Annotated in this window: 14 protein-coding genes; 6 read left to right on the forward strand and 8 right to left on the reverse strand. The window is 61.6% G+C overall.

The annotated features are described in order from the left end of the window. Window positions 1-219 precede the first annotated feature (219 nt). The 3 genes from ASG55_RS02405 to ASG55_RS02415 all read right to left on the reverse strand — a co-directional run bounded on the left by ASG55_RS02405 (window position 220) and on the right by ASG55_RS02415 (window position 6,181). On the reverse strand, window positions 220-1,908 hold the full coding sequence (locus tag ASG55_RS02405) for an ATP-dependent DNA ligase (RefSeq protein ID WP_056783344.1): 1,689 nt from the start codon (window positions 1,906-1,908) through the stop codon (window positions 220-222). Next, a complete protein-coding gene (locus tag ASG55_RS02410; protein ID WP_056783345.1) occupies window positions 1,905-2,939 on the reverse strand; it encodes a ligase-associated DNA damage response exonuclease in 1,035 nt (344 codons plus the stop codon). The genes ASG55_RS02405 and ASG55_RS02410 overlap by 4 nt, the downstream gene beginning before the upstream one ends. A gap of 791 nt (window positions 2,940-3,730) precedes the next feature. Further along, on the reverse strand, window positions 3,731-6,181 hold the full coding sequence (locus ASG55_RS02415; protein ID WP_056783347.1) for a penicillin acylase family protein: 2,451 nt from the start codon (window positions 6,179-6,181) through the stop codon (window positions 3,731-3,733). Between the two features lie 201 nt (window positions 6,182-6,382). Between ASG55_RS02415 and ASG55_RS02420 the strand changes: the two genes are divergently transcribed. Then, window positions 6,383-6,940: a cysteine hydrolase family protein gene (locus ASG55_RS02420; RefSeq protein WP_056783348.1), complete on the forward strand. Its 558-nt coding sequence runs from the start codon at window positions 6,383-6,385 to the stop codon at window positions 6,938-6,940. A gap of 146 nt (window positions 6,941-7,086) precedes the next feature. Here the strand turns inward: ASG55_RS02420 and ASG55_RS02425 are convergent, their stop codons facing one another. The 4 genes from ASG55_RS02425 to ASG55_RS02440 form a co-directional block, all read right to left on the reverse strand. Beyond that, window positions 7,087-7,290, reverse strand: coding sequence for an SEC-C metal-binding domain-containing protein (locus ASG55_RS02425; protein ID WP_003198420.1), 204 nt, complete (start codon window positions 7,288-7,290; stop codon window positions 7,087-7,089). Between the two features lie 5 nt (window positions 7,291-7,295). Then, on the reverse strand, window positions 7,296-7,781 hold the full coding sequence (locus ASG55_RS02430; protein ID WP_024011906.1) for an LEA type 2 family protein: 486 nt from the start codon (window positions 7,779-7,781) through the stop codon (window positions 7,296-7,298). 100 nt (window positions 7,782-7,881) lie between these two features. Continuing rightward, window positions 7,882-8,358 (reverse strand): YchJ family protein, encoded by a 477-nt coding sequence (locus ASG55_RS02435; RefSeq protein WP_041478058.1) that lies wholly within the window; start codon window positions 8,356-8,358, stop codon window positions 7,882-7,884. Between the two features lie 4 nt (window positions 8,359-8,362). Next, the gene (locus ASG55_RS02440) at window positions 8,363-8,860 is read right to left on the reverse strand and encodes a DUF6231 family protein (RefSeq protein WP_056783350.1); all 498 of its coding nucleotides are present in this window, start codon (window positions 8,858-8,860) and stop codon (window positions 8,363-8,365) included. A gap of 199 nt (window positions 8,861-9,059) precedes the next feature. Between ASG55_RS02440 and ASG55_RS02445 the strand changes: the two genes are divergently transcribed. The 4 genes from ASG55_RS02445 (at window position 9,060) to ASG55_RS02460 (ending at window position 11,761) form a co-directional block, all read left to right on the forward strand. Further along, window positions 9,060-9,755 carry an OmpA family protein gene (locus ASG55_RS02445; protein WP_056783352.1) on the forward strand — a complete coding sequence of 232 codons (696 nt, stop codon included), beginning with the start codon at window positions 9,060-9,062 and terminating at the stop codon, window positions 9,753-9,755. A gap of 90 nt (window positions 9,756-9,845) precedes the next feature. Next, a complete protein-coding gene (locus ASG55_RS02450) occupies window positions 9,846-10,568 on the forward strand; it encodes an OmpA family protein (protein ID WP_056783354.1) in 723 nt (240 codons plus the stop codon). Window positions 10,569-10,728: 160 nt separating this feature from the next. Further along, window positions 10,729-11,010, forward strand: coding sequence for a DUF1145 domain-containing protein (locus ASG55_RS02455; protein ID WP_016771375.1), 282 nt, complete (start codon window positions 10,729-10,731; stop codon window positions 11,008-11,010). Further along, on the forward strand, window positions 11,003-11,761 hold the full coding sequence (locus ASG55_RS02460; protein WP_056783356.1) for a collagen-like triple helix repeat-containing protein: 759 nt from the start codon (window positions 11,003-11,005) through the stop codon (window positions 11,759-11,761). Before ASG55_RS02455 ends, ASG55_RS02460 begins: the two co-directional genes overlap by 8 nt. A 200-nt stretch (window positions 11,762-11,961) precedes the next feature. On the opposite strand, the gene ASG55_RS02465 is transcribed toward ASG55_RS02460, so the two are convergent. Then, window positions 11,962-12,426, reverse strand: coding sequence for a CopD family protein (locus ASG55_RS02465; RefSeq protein WP_016771373.1), 465 nt, complete (start codon window positions 12,424-12,426; stop codon window positions 11,962-11,964). A gap of 97 nt (window positions 12,427-12,523) precedes the next feature. Between ASG55_RS02465 and dinG the strand changes: the two genes are divergently transcribed. Further along, the gene (gene dinG, locus ASG55_RS02470; RefSeq protein ID WP_024011911.1) at window positions 12,524-14,668 is read left to right on the forward strand and encodes an ATP-dependent DNA helicase DinG; all 2,145 of its coding nucleotides are present in this window, start codon (window positions 12,524-12,526) and stop codon (window positions 14,666-14,668) included. Window positions 14,669-14,679: the final 11 nt, after the last annotated feature.

Below are 14,679 nucleotides of genomic sequence, written 5' to 3' on the forward strand. Positions count from 1 at the left end.
TGCACGGAAACGGGCATTGCTGTTTGCATGCACTGTTTCGGTTCAAACGCGTGGCTCAGAGCAGTTGAAACTGTGGCGAGGGGCTTTATCCCGATCGGCTGCGCAGCAGGCGCAAAAACCTGAGTGCACGATTTTAGGGGGAAATTGCTGGGGGCCGCTGCGCCGCCCAGCGGGGATAAATCCCCTCGCCACAGGGTTCTGCGATGTGTCGAGAATGAATCAGGCCAACAAGTCTTGCAGAGTCGCGAGGCTGTCCGCTTCTTCGACGGTCTTGTCCTTGCGCCAGCGCAGCATGCGCGGGAAACGCACGGCGATGCCGCTCTTGTGCCGGCGCGACAGGGCGATGCCTTCGAAGCCGAGTTCGAACACCAGGCTCGGCTTGACGCTGCTGACCGGGCCGAATTTCTCCACGGTAGTCTTGCGCACGATGCTGTCGACCTGGCGCATCTCTTCATCGGTCAGCCCCGAATAAGCCTTGGCGAACGGTACCAGCGAGCGTTTACTGGATTCCGGCGGGCCGTCCCACACGGCGAAGGTGTAATCGCTGTACAGACTGGCGCGACGGCCGTGTCCGCGCTGGGCATAAATCAGTACCGCGTCGACGCTGAACGGGTCGACCTTCCACTTCCACCACACGCCCATGTCCTTGGTCCGGCCGACGCCATACAGCGAGTCGCGGGCCTTGAGCATCATGCCTTCGACGCCGAGTTTGCGTGACGCTTCGCGCTGGCGGCCGAGGTCGAGCCAGTCTTTGCCGGTCAATACAGGGGAGGGCAGCAGTACCGGGCTGTTGCAGTGCGCGATGACTTCCTCGAGTTGCGCACGGCGCTTGACCTGCGGCTGGTTGCGCCAGTCTTCGCCCTGCCACTCCAGCAGGTCGTAGGCCAGCACTACCACCGGCACTTCTTCGAGAATTTTCTTGTCGAGCGTCTTGCGACCGATGCGTTGTTGCAGCAGGGCGAACGGTTGCACGGCTGGCGGCTCATCGGATTGCGGATCGAAGGCATCTTCGGTGGTCGGATGGGTGCTCTTCCACACGACGATTTCGCCGTCGATCACCGTGCCGTCGGGCAAGCCGTGAACCAGCACATCGAACTCGGGGAAGCGCTCGGTCACCAGTTCCTCGCCGCGCGACCACACCCACAGCTTGCCGTCGCGCTTGACCACTTGCGCGCGAATACCATCCCACTTCCATTCCACCTGCCAGTCGCTGGCCGGGCCGAGCAGCGCTTCGAATTCCTCGACCGGTTGCGCCAAGGCGTGGGCAAGAAAGAACGGGTAGGGCTGGCCGCCGCGCTGGGCATGTTCGTCTGCGGATTCCGGGGCGATCAGTTTCAGATAGCTGGCGGCGTTCGGCCGGTTCGACAGGTCCGTGTAACCAACCAGGCGCTGGGCCACGCGTTTGCTGTCCAGTCCCGCCATCGAGGCGAGGGCGCGGGTGACCAGCAGCTTCGACACGCCGACGCGGAAACTGCCGGTGATCAGCTTGATGCACAGCATCAGGCTCGGCCGATCCAGTTGCGCCCACAACATCGGCAGTTGGCGCGCCAGATATTCCGGGGTTTCGCCGCGCAGTGGCAGCAGCTTGTCTTCGATCCATTCGGCTAGACCGACCTCGGAGCTGTGGGAGTTTTCCGGCAGCACCAGAGAAATGGTCTCGGCCAGATCGCCGACGGCCTGATAGCTTTCTTCGAACAGCCACGGCTCCAATCCTGAAACTTCTACCGCCAGCTCACGGAGGATGCGCACCGGCACCAGTTGACGAGGCCGACCACCGGAGAGGAAATACACCGCCCATGCGGCATCTTCCGGCGCGGCCTGCGCGAAGTAAGCCTGCATCGCCGCCAGCTTGGCGTTGCTCGACGTGGTGGCGTCGAGTTCGGCATATAACTCGGCGAACGCTTTCATGGGGACGTCTCGGCAACGGTGGGTGCGGTGGCGATGTTGTCGTCTTCGTCATCGCCGTATTCAGTGGTGAAGCCTTGTGCATCGAGGCCCTGCTCGCGCAGATGACGTACGAGCACGCCGATCGAGCCGTGAGTGACCATCACCCGCTCCGCGCCGGTCTGGTTGATCGCCCAGAGCAGGCCGGGCCAGTCGGCGTGATCGGAGAGGACGAAACCGCGATCGACGCCGCGCCGCCGCCGGGTCCCGCGCAAGCGCATCCAGCCGCTGGCGAAGGCATCGCTGAAGTCGCCAAAACGGCGCATCCACGTGCTGCCGCCCGCCGACGGCGGGGCAATGACCAACGCCTGGCGCATGATCGGATCGCTTTTTTTCACGTCGCCCGCATAGATCGTCGGCGGCAGGTACACACCGGCATCGCGGTACACACGGTTCAACGGTTCGACCGCGCCGTGGCTGAGGATCGGCCCGAGGGTTTCGTCGATGCCGTGGAGGATGCGTTGGGCCTTGCCGAAGGAATAGCAGAACAGCACGCTGGCCTTGCCGGCGGCGATATTGGCCGCCCACCACTGATTGATCTCGGCGAAGATCTGCGCCTGCGGCTGCCAGCGGTAGATAGGCAGGCCGAAGGTCGATTCGGTGATGAAGGTGTGGCAGCGCACCGGTTCGAATGGGGCGCACGTGCCATCCGGCTCGACCTTGTAATCCCCCGACGCGACCCAGACTTCGCCGCCGTATTCCAGGCGCACTTGCGCTGAACCGAGGACATGCCCGGCGGGGTGAAAGCTCAGGGTCACGCCGTGATGGGTCAGGCGTTGGCCGTAATCAAGGGTTTGCAACTGGATGTCCTGACCCAGGCGCGCGCGCAGAATCCCGGCGCTGGCGCTGCTCGACAGGTAGTGCTGATTACCGGTGCGCGCGTGATCGCCATGGGCATGGGTGATCACCGAGCGCTCGACCGGCCGCCACGGATCGATATAGAAATCTCCGGCGGGGCAGTAGAGACCTTCAGGTCGGGCAATAACAAGATCCATGTCGTGACCGGAATGGGGGGCTTGTTAGCTATGAGGCGGGCGTGAGGCTGGAAGTTCGATCGGCTTTGAAGCGCTACCCTCACCCCAGCCCTCTCCCAGAGGGAGAGGGGGCCGACCGAAGTGTCTGGTTAGGTACATCGACCTGGGGGACCGAGTTGAATATGGATCCGGCACAGCCTTGAGCCTGATCCAACGTTGGATTCACCTCGCTTTGTAGAGGGGCCGACCGAGGTGTCTGGTGAGGTACATCGACCTGGAGGAAGTGCTGCAGGCGGAGTTTGTCGCCTGGTACATCGACCTGGGGGACCGAGTTGAATATGGATCCGGCACAGCCTTGAGCCTGATCCAACGTTGGATTCACCTCGCTTTGTAGAGGGGCCGACCGAGGTGTCTGGTGAGGTACATCGACCTGGGGGACCGAGTTGAATATGGATCCGGCACAGCCTTGAGCCTGATCCAACGTTGGATTCACCTCGCTTTGTAGAGGGGCCGACCGAGGTGTCTGGTGAGGTACATCGACCTGGGGGACCGAGTTGAATATGGATCCGGCACAGCCTTGAGCCTGATCCAACGTTGGATTCACCTCGCTTTGTAGAGGGGCCGACCGAGGTGTCTGGTGAGGTACATCGACCTGGAGGGCCGAGTTGAATATGGATCGGGCACAGCCTTGAGCCTGATCCAATGTTGGATTCACCATCTCTCTTTCAGGTCGGCGCAAGACCCAAGCATCCCCCAATCAGTCCCCTCTCCCTCCGGGAGAGGGCTAGGGTGAGGGGCTGTTGATCTTTGCTCTATTTCCCGGGGGTGAGGGTCAAGCGAGCCTTGCCATACACCCGATCAAAGTTCTGCGGCTGCATCGGCAAGCCGATGTACTGACCTTTCAGCCATGCATCGATCCCGTTCAGGTAGTTCGGGCTCAGTGGATTGCCCGACTGCCCCGTACCGTTCTGCGCCATCAGTGGCTCGCTCTGGCCGAAGTCGACGATAAAACGCATCGACGGCGCGCGCGTGGTGACGAAGTCCTGGCCCCAGGCAAACGCCGAGTTGTTCAGCGTGGTGTGATCGCCACCGGCTGCCAGCGGCCCGCGCACGGTCTGGCCGTTGCTGTTCTTCCACGCATAGCTGTGCAGTTTGCCCCACTGCCAGGCGCGATGATCGCCGCCCAACTGGCTGTCGCCCGCTGTAATCGCTGCAGCGAGACTGCGGGCGAGAATCACCGCTTTGTCTTCCTTCTGCGGCGTGCGCAGGTCATCCCAGAACGGACTGTCCTCACGCCCCAAGAGATGATCGGCCTGCGCCGCGTAGGACAGATCGCCATTGGCGACAAAGGCCTTCCACGCCTGGCTCGACTCAGGACCCAGTTCATCGAGGAAGATCTGCTTCATGCTTTCCTGCAGAAACAGTTCATAAATCGCCGCATCCGCCGAGGTCGGGCTGAGCTTGCCGTCGAACGCCATCAAGCGCGTGAAGGCTTCACGGGCTTTGCTGCGCTCGGCGTCCGGCAGGGCGTCGATCGCCTGTTTCAGCGGTTGCTTCATCCCCGGTGCTTCGAAGACTTTTTTCAGCTTGGCGGCGAACGTGGTGGTCTGGTCGTACTGCATGGCGATCACGCTGCGGCTGTCGTGCTTGCCGCTGCCGGCCATTTCCGCCAGGCGCTCGCCGCGCTCCGGTGCCGCCCAGGATTTCGACAACTGCATGCCGTAGCCGTCGGGAATTACACGCTGGTTGGCGGTGCCGAGCCAGCCTTGTGCCGGGTCCTGATCGTAGGGGTGCAGCATCGGGTCGGCGTAACCGTCCCAGTCGTAGCGACCGTCCCAACCCGGCGAGGGCAGCAGGCCTTCACCTTCGCGACGGTTGGGGAAGCGCCCGGTGACTTGCCAGCCGATATTGCTTGCATCGGCAAAGACCAGATTCAGGGTAATGGCGCGGATTTCGCGGCTGGCGTCCGAGGCGCGCTCGACGTTCTGCGCGCGGGTCAGATCGAAGAAGGCATCCAGGGTTTTGTCGTCGGTGAAGCTTGGCGTCTGCAAAGCGAGACCGAAACCGCTGCCCTGCGCCGCTGCGTGGGCACTGTTGAGCAGCGCGCCGTGGCGGGTTTCGTAAACGGCTTCGCGAATCGGCCGCTGGCCTTTGACGAAATAGGTTTCGTTGCGCACGCCCAACGGCTGCCATTTGCCGTTGACTTCATAAGTGAGGCTGCTGCCCTGACGGCGGATTTTCTCGAGGAACAGGTCCTGATTGTCGCCGAGCACGCTGGTCATGCTCCACGCCACTTTGCCGTTGAAGCCGCCGAGCACCATCGGCAGACCGGCAACCGTGACGCCGGCGGCCTGATATTTCGGCGCGCGGATCTGCACGAAACTCCACAGAGACGGTGCGGCTAGCGGCCCGTGCGCATCGCTGGCCAGCAGGCTCTTGCCGCTGCGGCTGCGTTGCGGGGCGATCGCCCAATTGTTCGCAGTCGGTGTGGCGAGCAGGTTCAGCGACGACAGTTGCTGGCTGGCGTTGCTCAATTCCGTCAGCCCCGGAATCTGCCCGTTGAGCTTGAGGCCTTGCAGTTTGTCGGCTTCAGCCACTGGCAGGTTTTCATCAGGCGCCGACGGGCTCAGCCAGGCGAGTTTGTCAGTGGTCACGGTTTGCGCGAGCACCAGCGACTGGATTTCCTCCGGCAGGTTGGCCGACTGGCTGAAATTCAGCAGGGCGAAAATCAGCGCCGAATCTTCCGGTTTCCAGTATTCGGGCTTGTAACCGCTGGCGGCGAGGTCGCCCGGCAACTTGTCGGCATAGCGGAACAGATAAGCGTTGACGCCTCGTGCGTAGACTTCGAAGAAGCGCTTGAGCCGTGGCGACGAGGCCTTGTACAGCTCGCCGGCGCTCTTCTTCAGATTGACCGCGCGCATGTAGCGGTCGGCATCGAGCATCGACGCGCCAGACATTTCCGCCAGCCGGCCCTGGGCCAACAGGCGCAGGGTGACCATCTGGTTGATGCGGTCGCTGGCGTGGACATAGCCGAGGCTGAACAGCGCGTCATGGAAGCTGTTGCTCTCGATCAACGGCATGCCCATCGCATTGCGCCGCACCGACACGTTCTGCGCCAGGCCCTTGAGCGGTTGTACGCCGGAGGTCGGCGGCAGGCTGTCCTGGGCGTTCCAGGTCTGGCAACCGGACAGGCCGAGAACACCGGCCACTGCTGCGGCAACGCCGAACCGGGGAAGAAAATGTGTAAGGGCTGGCGAGGCCATGGCGAAGCTCCTGCGGGGGTATAAGGCTGGGGGCGCAATAAAGCCGCTACGTTAGTGAGGGCGCGAGGGCCGCGCAAGCGGGGCGAGCGGTTATTTGTGCTGTTGTCGGCTGATCGGTCAAAGCTGTGACAGTTGCTTGTGGGAAAGCGCTGATGTTGAACTGCGGAATGAGTCCCGAGACCTGTCAGGAGAAAGATCGCTATGGAGCTTCAAAGCAACGCTGCGCTGATCATCATCGACCAGCAGAAAGGCATTCTGCATCCGCGTCTGGGGCGGCGGAATAATCCTCAGGCCGAAGAGCGAATGCTTGAGTTATTGGCGCTGTGGCGCCTGCGCGGGCGCCCGGTGATTCACGTGCAGCATTTGTCGCGCTCACCTGATTCGGTGTTCTGGCCGGAGCAGGACGGAGTGGAGTTTCAGCCGCGCTTTATGCCGCAGGACGCTGAATGGCTGATCCAGAAACAGGTGCCCGATGCGTTTTGTGCCAGTGGGCTGGAGGCGCAGTTGCGTGAGGCCGGGATCGGGCAACTGATCATCGTTGGTGTGGCGACCAATAACTCTGTTGAGTCGACGGCGCGCACTGCGGGCAACCTGGGTTTCGACACATGGGTGGCAGAGGATGCGTGCTTTACCTTCGACAAGGCCGATTATTTCGGCAAACCGCGTACCGCTGAAGAGGTGCACGGGATGTCGCTGGGCAATCTGCATGGGGAGTATGCGACGGTGGTCGGCTCTTCACAGATTCTGGCGGCGGGCTGAAATTTTGTAGCGTATGTGCCGCCGCCTTCGCGAGCAGGCTCGCTCCCACATTCGAGCGCATTTCGTCAGAAGGAATGCAATTCACTGTGGGAGCGAGCCTGCTCGCGAAGCGGTGTGTCAGGCGAAGAAGATCTTCGCCCGTGACATCAAGCGCCGTGGCACTTCTTGAATTTCTTGCCGTTGCCGCATGGGCAAGGGTCGTTGCGGCCGACGTCTTTCAGGGCGTTGCGCACCGGTTCCTGGTGGGCGTGGCCGCAGTTCGGGCCGTGGACATGGCCATGGTCGTGATCATGATGGTGGTCATGATCGTGGTTGCAGTCAGGGCCATGGACATGGGGTTGCTGGGTCATCGAGGTCACTCCGGAGTTAGATCGGCGGGGATTATCACGCCATTGCGCTCAAGGTGCACGTAGTGGGCGATGAATAAACCGGTTTCCATTTCCCCCTGCAATCGATAGGGAATCTGCTGGTTCGGATTTTTCAGCAGTTTCACCACCTGTTTGACCTTCGGCCACAGGTTGGTGCGGATCGGCACTTTGAAGTAAGCGCTGCGCTTTGGCCCGACGGTAAACCAGTGCTCATGCTCGCCCTCGGTGAGCAGCATGTCCGCCAGGTGAATCCGGTATTCGAGGCCGCGCACGGTCAGATCGCTGTCGTTGGGATTGTCGACGCGAAAGTGCAGGATGAATTTTTGCTCGAGCAGTTTGGCCCGCACCACCTCGACTTTCACCAGATGCACGGCAGGCTCGACGCTGTCATCGCTGAACCACGAGGCACAGCCGCCGAGGTTTACGATCAGCATCAACAGCAGGAAATGTAATGTGCGCCGACGACCGAGCATGAAATTGACTCCCTTTGTGCCCAGTCTAGACCTTAAAAGATTTCAGCCTTCGGCTAATCCCGTGGAGCTGCCGAAGGCTGCGATCTTTTGATCTTGGCTTTCAAGCGCCGAAATAACCCGAACAACACTTCTTGAACTTCTGCCCGCTGCCGCAAGGGCAGCCGTCATTGCGCCCCAGCTTCAGCTGCACCGTGGGATCGATGAAGTACCAGCGCCCGCCGTTCTGCACAAACGAAGAGCGCTCGCGATGGCTGTGCTCGCCCTGGCTGTCATGCCAGCGTGCGGTGAAGGTCACAAAAGCGTGTTCCGGCTGGCCGCCGAACACTTCCGAGCTTTCCACCTCAAGACCAAGCCAGGTGCTTTGCGCACTCCAGTCGCTGATCGATTGTCGGTTCAGCCCCGCCTGCTGCGCGGGCAGGGTGGTCGCCACCAGATAGTCGATCAGCCCCAGCACATAAGCGCTGTAGCGCGAACGCATCAAGGCTTCGGCACACGGCGCCGGGTGGCCGTCATGATAAGGGCCGCAGCAGGCATCCAGCAGATTGCCGCTGCCGCAAGGGCAAATGGCTGTACTCATTGCATTACCACCAGTATTTCCCGAAGTTTTCCGGATTGGCCCAGAAGCGTGAATTGAGCCAGTCGGGGACTTGTTTGTAGTCAAGCAGATCGTAGGTGAACAGGGTCAGCACCTGCGCGTCGCGCTGAAAACGCTCGCTGGCCTGCAGTGCCAGCGAATAGAAATCGGTTTCCTGCCAGCCACTGGCGGCCAGATCCGCCAGCACCGCGATGCGACTGGCGTTGAGATTGCGGATGCCGCCCAACAGATTCAGGCCATCGCGTTTGGGCAAATGTTCCAGGCAATCGACTACCAGCGCCAGATCGAAGCGTTGCGCAGCCAATTCGGCGGGCAACGCGCCGGGCGCGGCATGAGCGACCACGGTGTCTGGATGCGCGTCCTTGAAAGCGCTCAAGGCGGGAAACTCGCTGGCGCCGATCAGCAGCAGTCGGGCCGGGGCGTAGCGATCCAGCAAAGCGGCCAACGCCTGTTGTGGCGTGCGCGAAGAAATGGCGACGTTCATCGAAGCTCCTCAGTCAGACCGCCAAGACTAGCCTGCCAGACCGCGTCGGCAAAGCGCCCGGTGGCGGCGGTTTTCGCCCAAAGAGGCAAACCCCTGTGAACACGGTCGCAAACAGCGGTGGCCTATTGCTGGCGGAGATTAAAACTCCGGTCTTTACTCCCTGAATCGGTTTTAAGCCGATCCCTCAGGAGAAAACTAGATGAGCATAGTTCGGACAGCATTACCCTTGGTTCTGCTAACCAGTGTGTTGACTGGTTGTGCAGGTTTGCAGAAAACCGACTGGCCGACCTGTGCGGCGGTCGGCGGTGTGGTCGGTGCCGGTCTCGGCGCGACGGAAAGCGCTTCGTGGGCAGGTTACGGTGCACTGATTGTCGGTGGTACGGCGGCGGCCTATTGCTGGGTGCACGGTGATGGTGATGAAGACGGCGATGGCGTGCCGGACAGTCGCGACAAGTGCCCTGGTACGCCTAAAGGCGTGCAGGTCGATGCTGACGGTTGCCCGCCACCGACGCCTGCGCCAGTGGTCGAAGAAGCGGTTGTGGTCAAGGAAGAAACCATCGTCATTCGTGATGTGCATTTCGAGTTCGACAAAGCCACGCTGACCGGCCCTGACAGGCAAGTGCTGGACAAGGTCGCCGATCGCCTGAAACAGGAATCCTCTACCGCGCAACTGACCGTGACCGGTCACACCGACAGTGTCGGCAGCGATGCCTACAACAAGAAACTGTCGGATCGTCGTGCGCACTCGGTGGTGGAATACCTGATCCAGCAGGGCGTGCCACGTGCCAGCTTCGTTTCGGTGTCGGGCCTTGGTGAAAGCCAGCCTGTGGCTGACAACAAGTCGGCTGATGGTCGTGCACAGAACCGTCGCACCGAAATCAAAATCGTCCGCTAGCCCCTCTCGCATCCGCGGCTTGTGCAGTCGCGGATGCGGGTCTTTACTCCTGTGTAACCGGTATGGGCCGGTACACAGGAGCGTTCACAAATGCGTCTTTTCTCAAGGTCCGTCTTGCCGGTGCTGCTGCTTGGCAGCTTGCTCACCGGTTGTGCCACTCACAGCGATGGCACCGCCCCCCTCAATCAACGTACGTGGCCGATCTGCAGCCTGCTTGGCGGTCTGGTCGGCGGCGGTCTTGGCGCCATTGAAAGCGCCGGCTGGGCCGGCGGCGGCGCGGCATTGGGTATCGTCACCGGCGGGCTGATCTGTTACGCCCAGGATGGCGACGAAGATAGCGACGGCGTCTTCGACCGCCGCGACCGCTGCCCGGACACTCCGGAAAACACCGAAGTCGATCACCGTGGCTGCCCGCTGCCGCAATATCCGGTGGCAGTCAAACCGGTCGAACCGGCGCCGCAATCTGAAGTGATCACCTTGAGCGATGCCGGCAACGTGCTGTTCGATTTCGACAAGTCCGATCTTACCCCGGCGGCCAAAGCCCAGCTCGACACCTTGATGGACAAGCTGCGCAATGCCGATGTGGTCAGCATCAAGGTCATCGGGCACACCGACAGTAAAGGCTCCGACGCCTATAACCAGGCTTTGTCCGAGCGGCGCGCGAGCAGTGTCGCAGCGTATCTGTTGAGTCAGGGGCTGGCGCCGAACAAGCTCACCAGCGAGGGCCGAGGCGAGAGTGAGCCGGTCGCCGATAACGCCAGCGATGAAGGCCGCGCGGACAATCGCCGGGTCGAGCTGCACATCAATCGTTAGCAACCGTCTGTAGTACGCAGGCTAGAGCTGCCGGGTCGAGATCGTCGCCCCGGCAGCCATTTCATCCGCGTTTGCACAAATTTCATTTTTCCCTCTGGCTTATCCCCCGCAGAAGCCGGTACTGTGCGTGCAAAGAATAATTCGCAACACGGGGGAGCGTATGAAGGTGTTCTGGGGGCTGGGGCGTTTGCTGACCCTGCTGTTCTGCTGCGTGGTACTGGCCAATCAACTGGTGCCGTTTGTTCATCCGCTGCATCTGCTGGTGAATCTGGCCGGCGCTCTGTTGTTGCTGATTCATCTACTCGAAGTGCTGCTGTGCAACCGCAGCCTCAAGGGCCGTCCGCACCCTTGGCGAGATCGTGGCCGCATCCTGTTGTTCGGCGTTTTCCACCTGCAAACCATCCCGGCCCCGGCCGCTCCGGAGGCTTCTTCCCATGCGTAAACTCTGCCTGCTCGCTGCATTCATCAGTCCACTGGCCTGCGCCCAGGTGGTCAACGTGCAAAGCAATTCTTTGATGCGCTTGCCCAACACCACCAGCACGCTGCAACTGGAGAAACTGGAAGTCGCCGATTACGGCACCTTGCTGATCCCGTCCAACGTGACTGAATTGAACATCAATGAACTGCGCCTGGGCCATGAAGCACGTATTGCTATCGTTCCCGCTGAACAAGCGCTGGAAGTGAAGGTCAAGCGCGCTGAATTGAGCGAGGGCAGCCAGATCACCGCGCGCGGCGCCCCCGGCACTTATGAAAAAGCGGCCCGGGCCGGGCGCAATCTGAACCTGCAATTTCAGGCCCTGAGCGCGCCGCAACTGACGGTCGATGCCCGTGGCGGCAGGGGCGCGCCGGGTTTCGTCGGCCTCGACGGCGGCAACGGTGAAGATCCGGGCTGCACCTATGGATCGGCCGGCCACGGCGCCGATGGCAGTGACGGCAGCGATGGCCAGCCAGGCGCGCCGGGTGCGCTGGTGCGACTCGCCGTACCACGGGATTTCCCGGCCGAGCTGATCAAGGTCAACGTGGCTGGCGGTGCCGGCGGACCGGCGGGTGTCGGTGGTAAAGCAGGGAAGGGCGGCAAATCCAAGGGCTGCCTGGTCTATCGCGCTGATGGCGGCAAGAACGGTAAGGCCGGTGCGGATGGCCAGCCGGGGCCGGTGGGGGCGGCGGGTTCGGTTACCGTGCAACGGCTCTAAAACTGCGACCCACTCTCTGATCAATAAAATGCTTTGGTGAGTGAAGATCTTTGGTGAGTGAAATTATGTGGCGAGGGGATTTATCCCCGCTGGGCTGCGTAGCAGTCCCGTTTTTGATTTTTAGAGCGGGGCCGCTTCGCGACCCAGCGGGGATAAATCCCCTCGCCACAACTGTGTTCACAGCAGAAAAATAGTGCGATTCAGAGCATCGGTCTCGCCGCCGCCACCGCCACCAGCACCAACCCGACCAGCAGATTAAGCCCCACCACCCGCCGAATCCGCCCCAGCACTGCCGCACCCGCCGGCCAATCCTTCGCCTCAACCGCCTTGCGCAATTCTGGCAGCATCAACCCCTGAATGCGGATGAACAGTGCCGTCATCACCACATACAAACCGATCATCACCTGCACGTACTTCGGCGCGGTTTCAAATCCGACCTGCTGCAGATGCAACATGCCCACGCCGCTGATCGGCAACAGGATCACGGCGACCCAGACCCAACGGAAAAAACCTTGAAACACTTCCACCCACAGGGTCAGGCGAGCGGGGCCGTCCAGAGCCTTCACAGCCGCAGGGCGCAAGACCATCCAGGCGAAAAACATACCGCCGACCCACACCAGAGCGGCGAGGACATGCAGGGGGTAAACGAGGCTAAAAGGTGTCATTGGGTCACTCCGTTCTGCGCGGGATCGATTAGCGGGGTATGATAGCCGCCGAATCAAACCACTGAAAATTTATCCAGCGTTTTGCGCCCGACACTCAATGATCAGCACTGAACTCAAAACCACGATCCAGGGCGCCTATTCGCGTTTTCTAGAGGCCAAGAGCCTCAAGCCGCGTTACGGCCAGCGCCTGATGATCGCCGAAATCGCCAAGGTCCTCGGGGATATCGACACCGATGACGAAGGCCGGCGCAGTGGCGACCCCGCGATTGTCGCGGTGGAAGCCGGCACCGGTACCGGCAAGACGGTGGCCTACAGCCTGGCGGCGATCCCTACGGCGAAACTGGCCGGCAAGCGTTTGGTGATAGCCACCGCGACCGTCGCCCTGCAAGAGCAGATCGTCTACAAGGATCTGCCCGACCTGATGCGCAACAGCGGGCTGAATTTCAGTTTTGCCCTGGCCAAGGGCCGTGGTCGCTACATGTGCCTGTCCAAGCTCGACATGCTGTTGCAGGAAGGCCACGCACAAACCGCCACCGCGCAGCTGTTCGAAGAAGAAGGCTTCAAGATCGAAGTCGACGAGGCCAGTCAGAAGCTGTTCACCAGCATGATCGAAAAGCTCGCCGGCAATAAGTGGGACGGCGACCGCGACAGTTGGCCGAACGCGCTGGAAGACGCCGACTGGGCGCGCCTGACCACCGATCACAGCCAGTGCACCAACCGTCATTGCCCGAACTTCGGCCAGTGTGCCTTCTACAAGGCCCGCGAAGGCATGGGCAAGGTTGACGTGATCGTTACCAACCACGACATGGTCCTGGCTGACCTGGCACTGGGCGGCGGCGCCGTGTTGCCGGATCCGCGCGACACCATTTACGTGTTCGACGAAGGTCACCACCTGCCGGACAAAGCCATCGGCCACTTCGCCCATTACACGCGCCTGCGCTCCACTGCTGACTGGCTGGAAACCACCGCAAAGAATCTGACCAAACTGCTCGCGCAGCATCCGTTGCCGGGTGATCTCGGCAAGCTGATCGAGCAGGTGCCCGAGCTGGCACGGGAGATCAAGACCCAGCAGCAGTTCATGTTCACCGCCTGCGAGCAGATCGCCGATTTCAAACCGGGCGAAGACGTCGAAGGCCGCGAGCGCCCGCGTCATCGCTTTGTCGGCGGGGTGATTCCCGAGGATATGCGCGAGATGGGCATCGAGCTGAAAAAAGGCTATTCGCGCCTAAACGACCTGTTTCAACGCCTGACCGACCTGCTCAAGGAAGGCATGGACGGCGAGGTCAACATCGGCATCGCCAGCAATCAGGCCGAAGAATGGTATCCGCTGTTCGGCAGCCTGTTGTCCCGCGCTTCCGGCAACTGGGAATTGTGGACCGCGTTCACCGCCGAAGACCCGGAAGACAGCCCGCCCATGGCGCGCTGGCTGACCCTGGCCGAAAGCGGCTCGCTGTTCGATATCGAGGTCAACGCCAGCCCGATTCTGGCGGCGGAAACCTTGCGTCGCAGTTTGTGGAACGTCGCTTACGGCTGCTTGGTGACGTCGGCGACGCTGACGGCGCTGGGCACTTTCGACCGTTTCCGCATGCGCGCCGGTCTGCCGAAAAAAGCTGTCACAGCGGTGGTGCCGAGCCCGTTCCATCATGCCGATGCCGGCGTGCTGCGCGTGCCGGATCTCAAGGCCGACCCGCGCGATGCCGCCGCCCACACGGCGGCGATCATTCGCGAGCTGCCCGATCTGGTGGAAGGTTCACGAGGCACACTGGTGCTGTTCTCCTCGCGCAAGCAAATGCAGGACGTATTCGACGGTCTCGACCGCGACTGGCGCAAGCAAGTGTTCATTCAGGGCAACCTGTCGAAACAGGAAACCCTGAACAAGCACAAGGCGCGGGTCGATGGCGGTGATTCCAGCGTGCTGTTCGGGCTGGCCAGTTTTGCCGAAGGTGTCGATTTGCCGGGGGCCTACTGCGAGCACGTGGTGATCGCCAAGATTCCGTTCTCGGTGCCCGATGATCCGGTTGAGGCCGCGTTATCGGAGTGGATCGAGGCGCGCGGTGGCAATCCGTTCATGGAAATCTCCGTGCCCGATGCCTCGCTGAAACTGGTCCAGGCCTGCGGCCGTCTGCTGCGCACCGAAGAAGACCGCGGCACCATCACCTTGCTTGACCGGCGTCTGGTCACTCAGCGCTACGGCAAGGCGATCCTCAATGCGTTGCCTCCTTTCCGTCGTGAAATATCCTGAGACACGGGTGG

It is taken from the genome of Pseudomonas sp. Leaf434 (assembly GCF_001425545.1).
Taxonomy (GTDB): Bacteria; Pseudomonadota; Gammaproteobacteria; order Pseudomonadales; family Pseudomonadaceae; genus Aquipseudomonas; species Aquipseudomonas siliginis.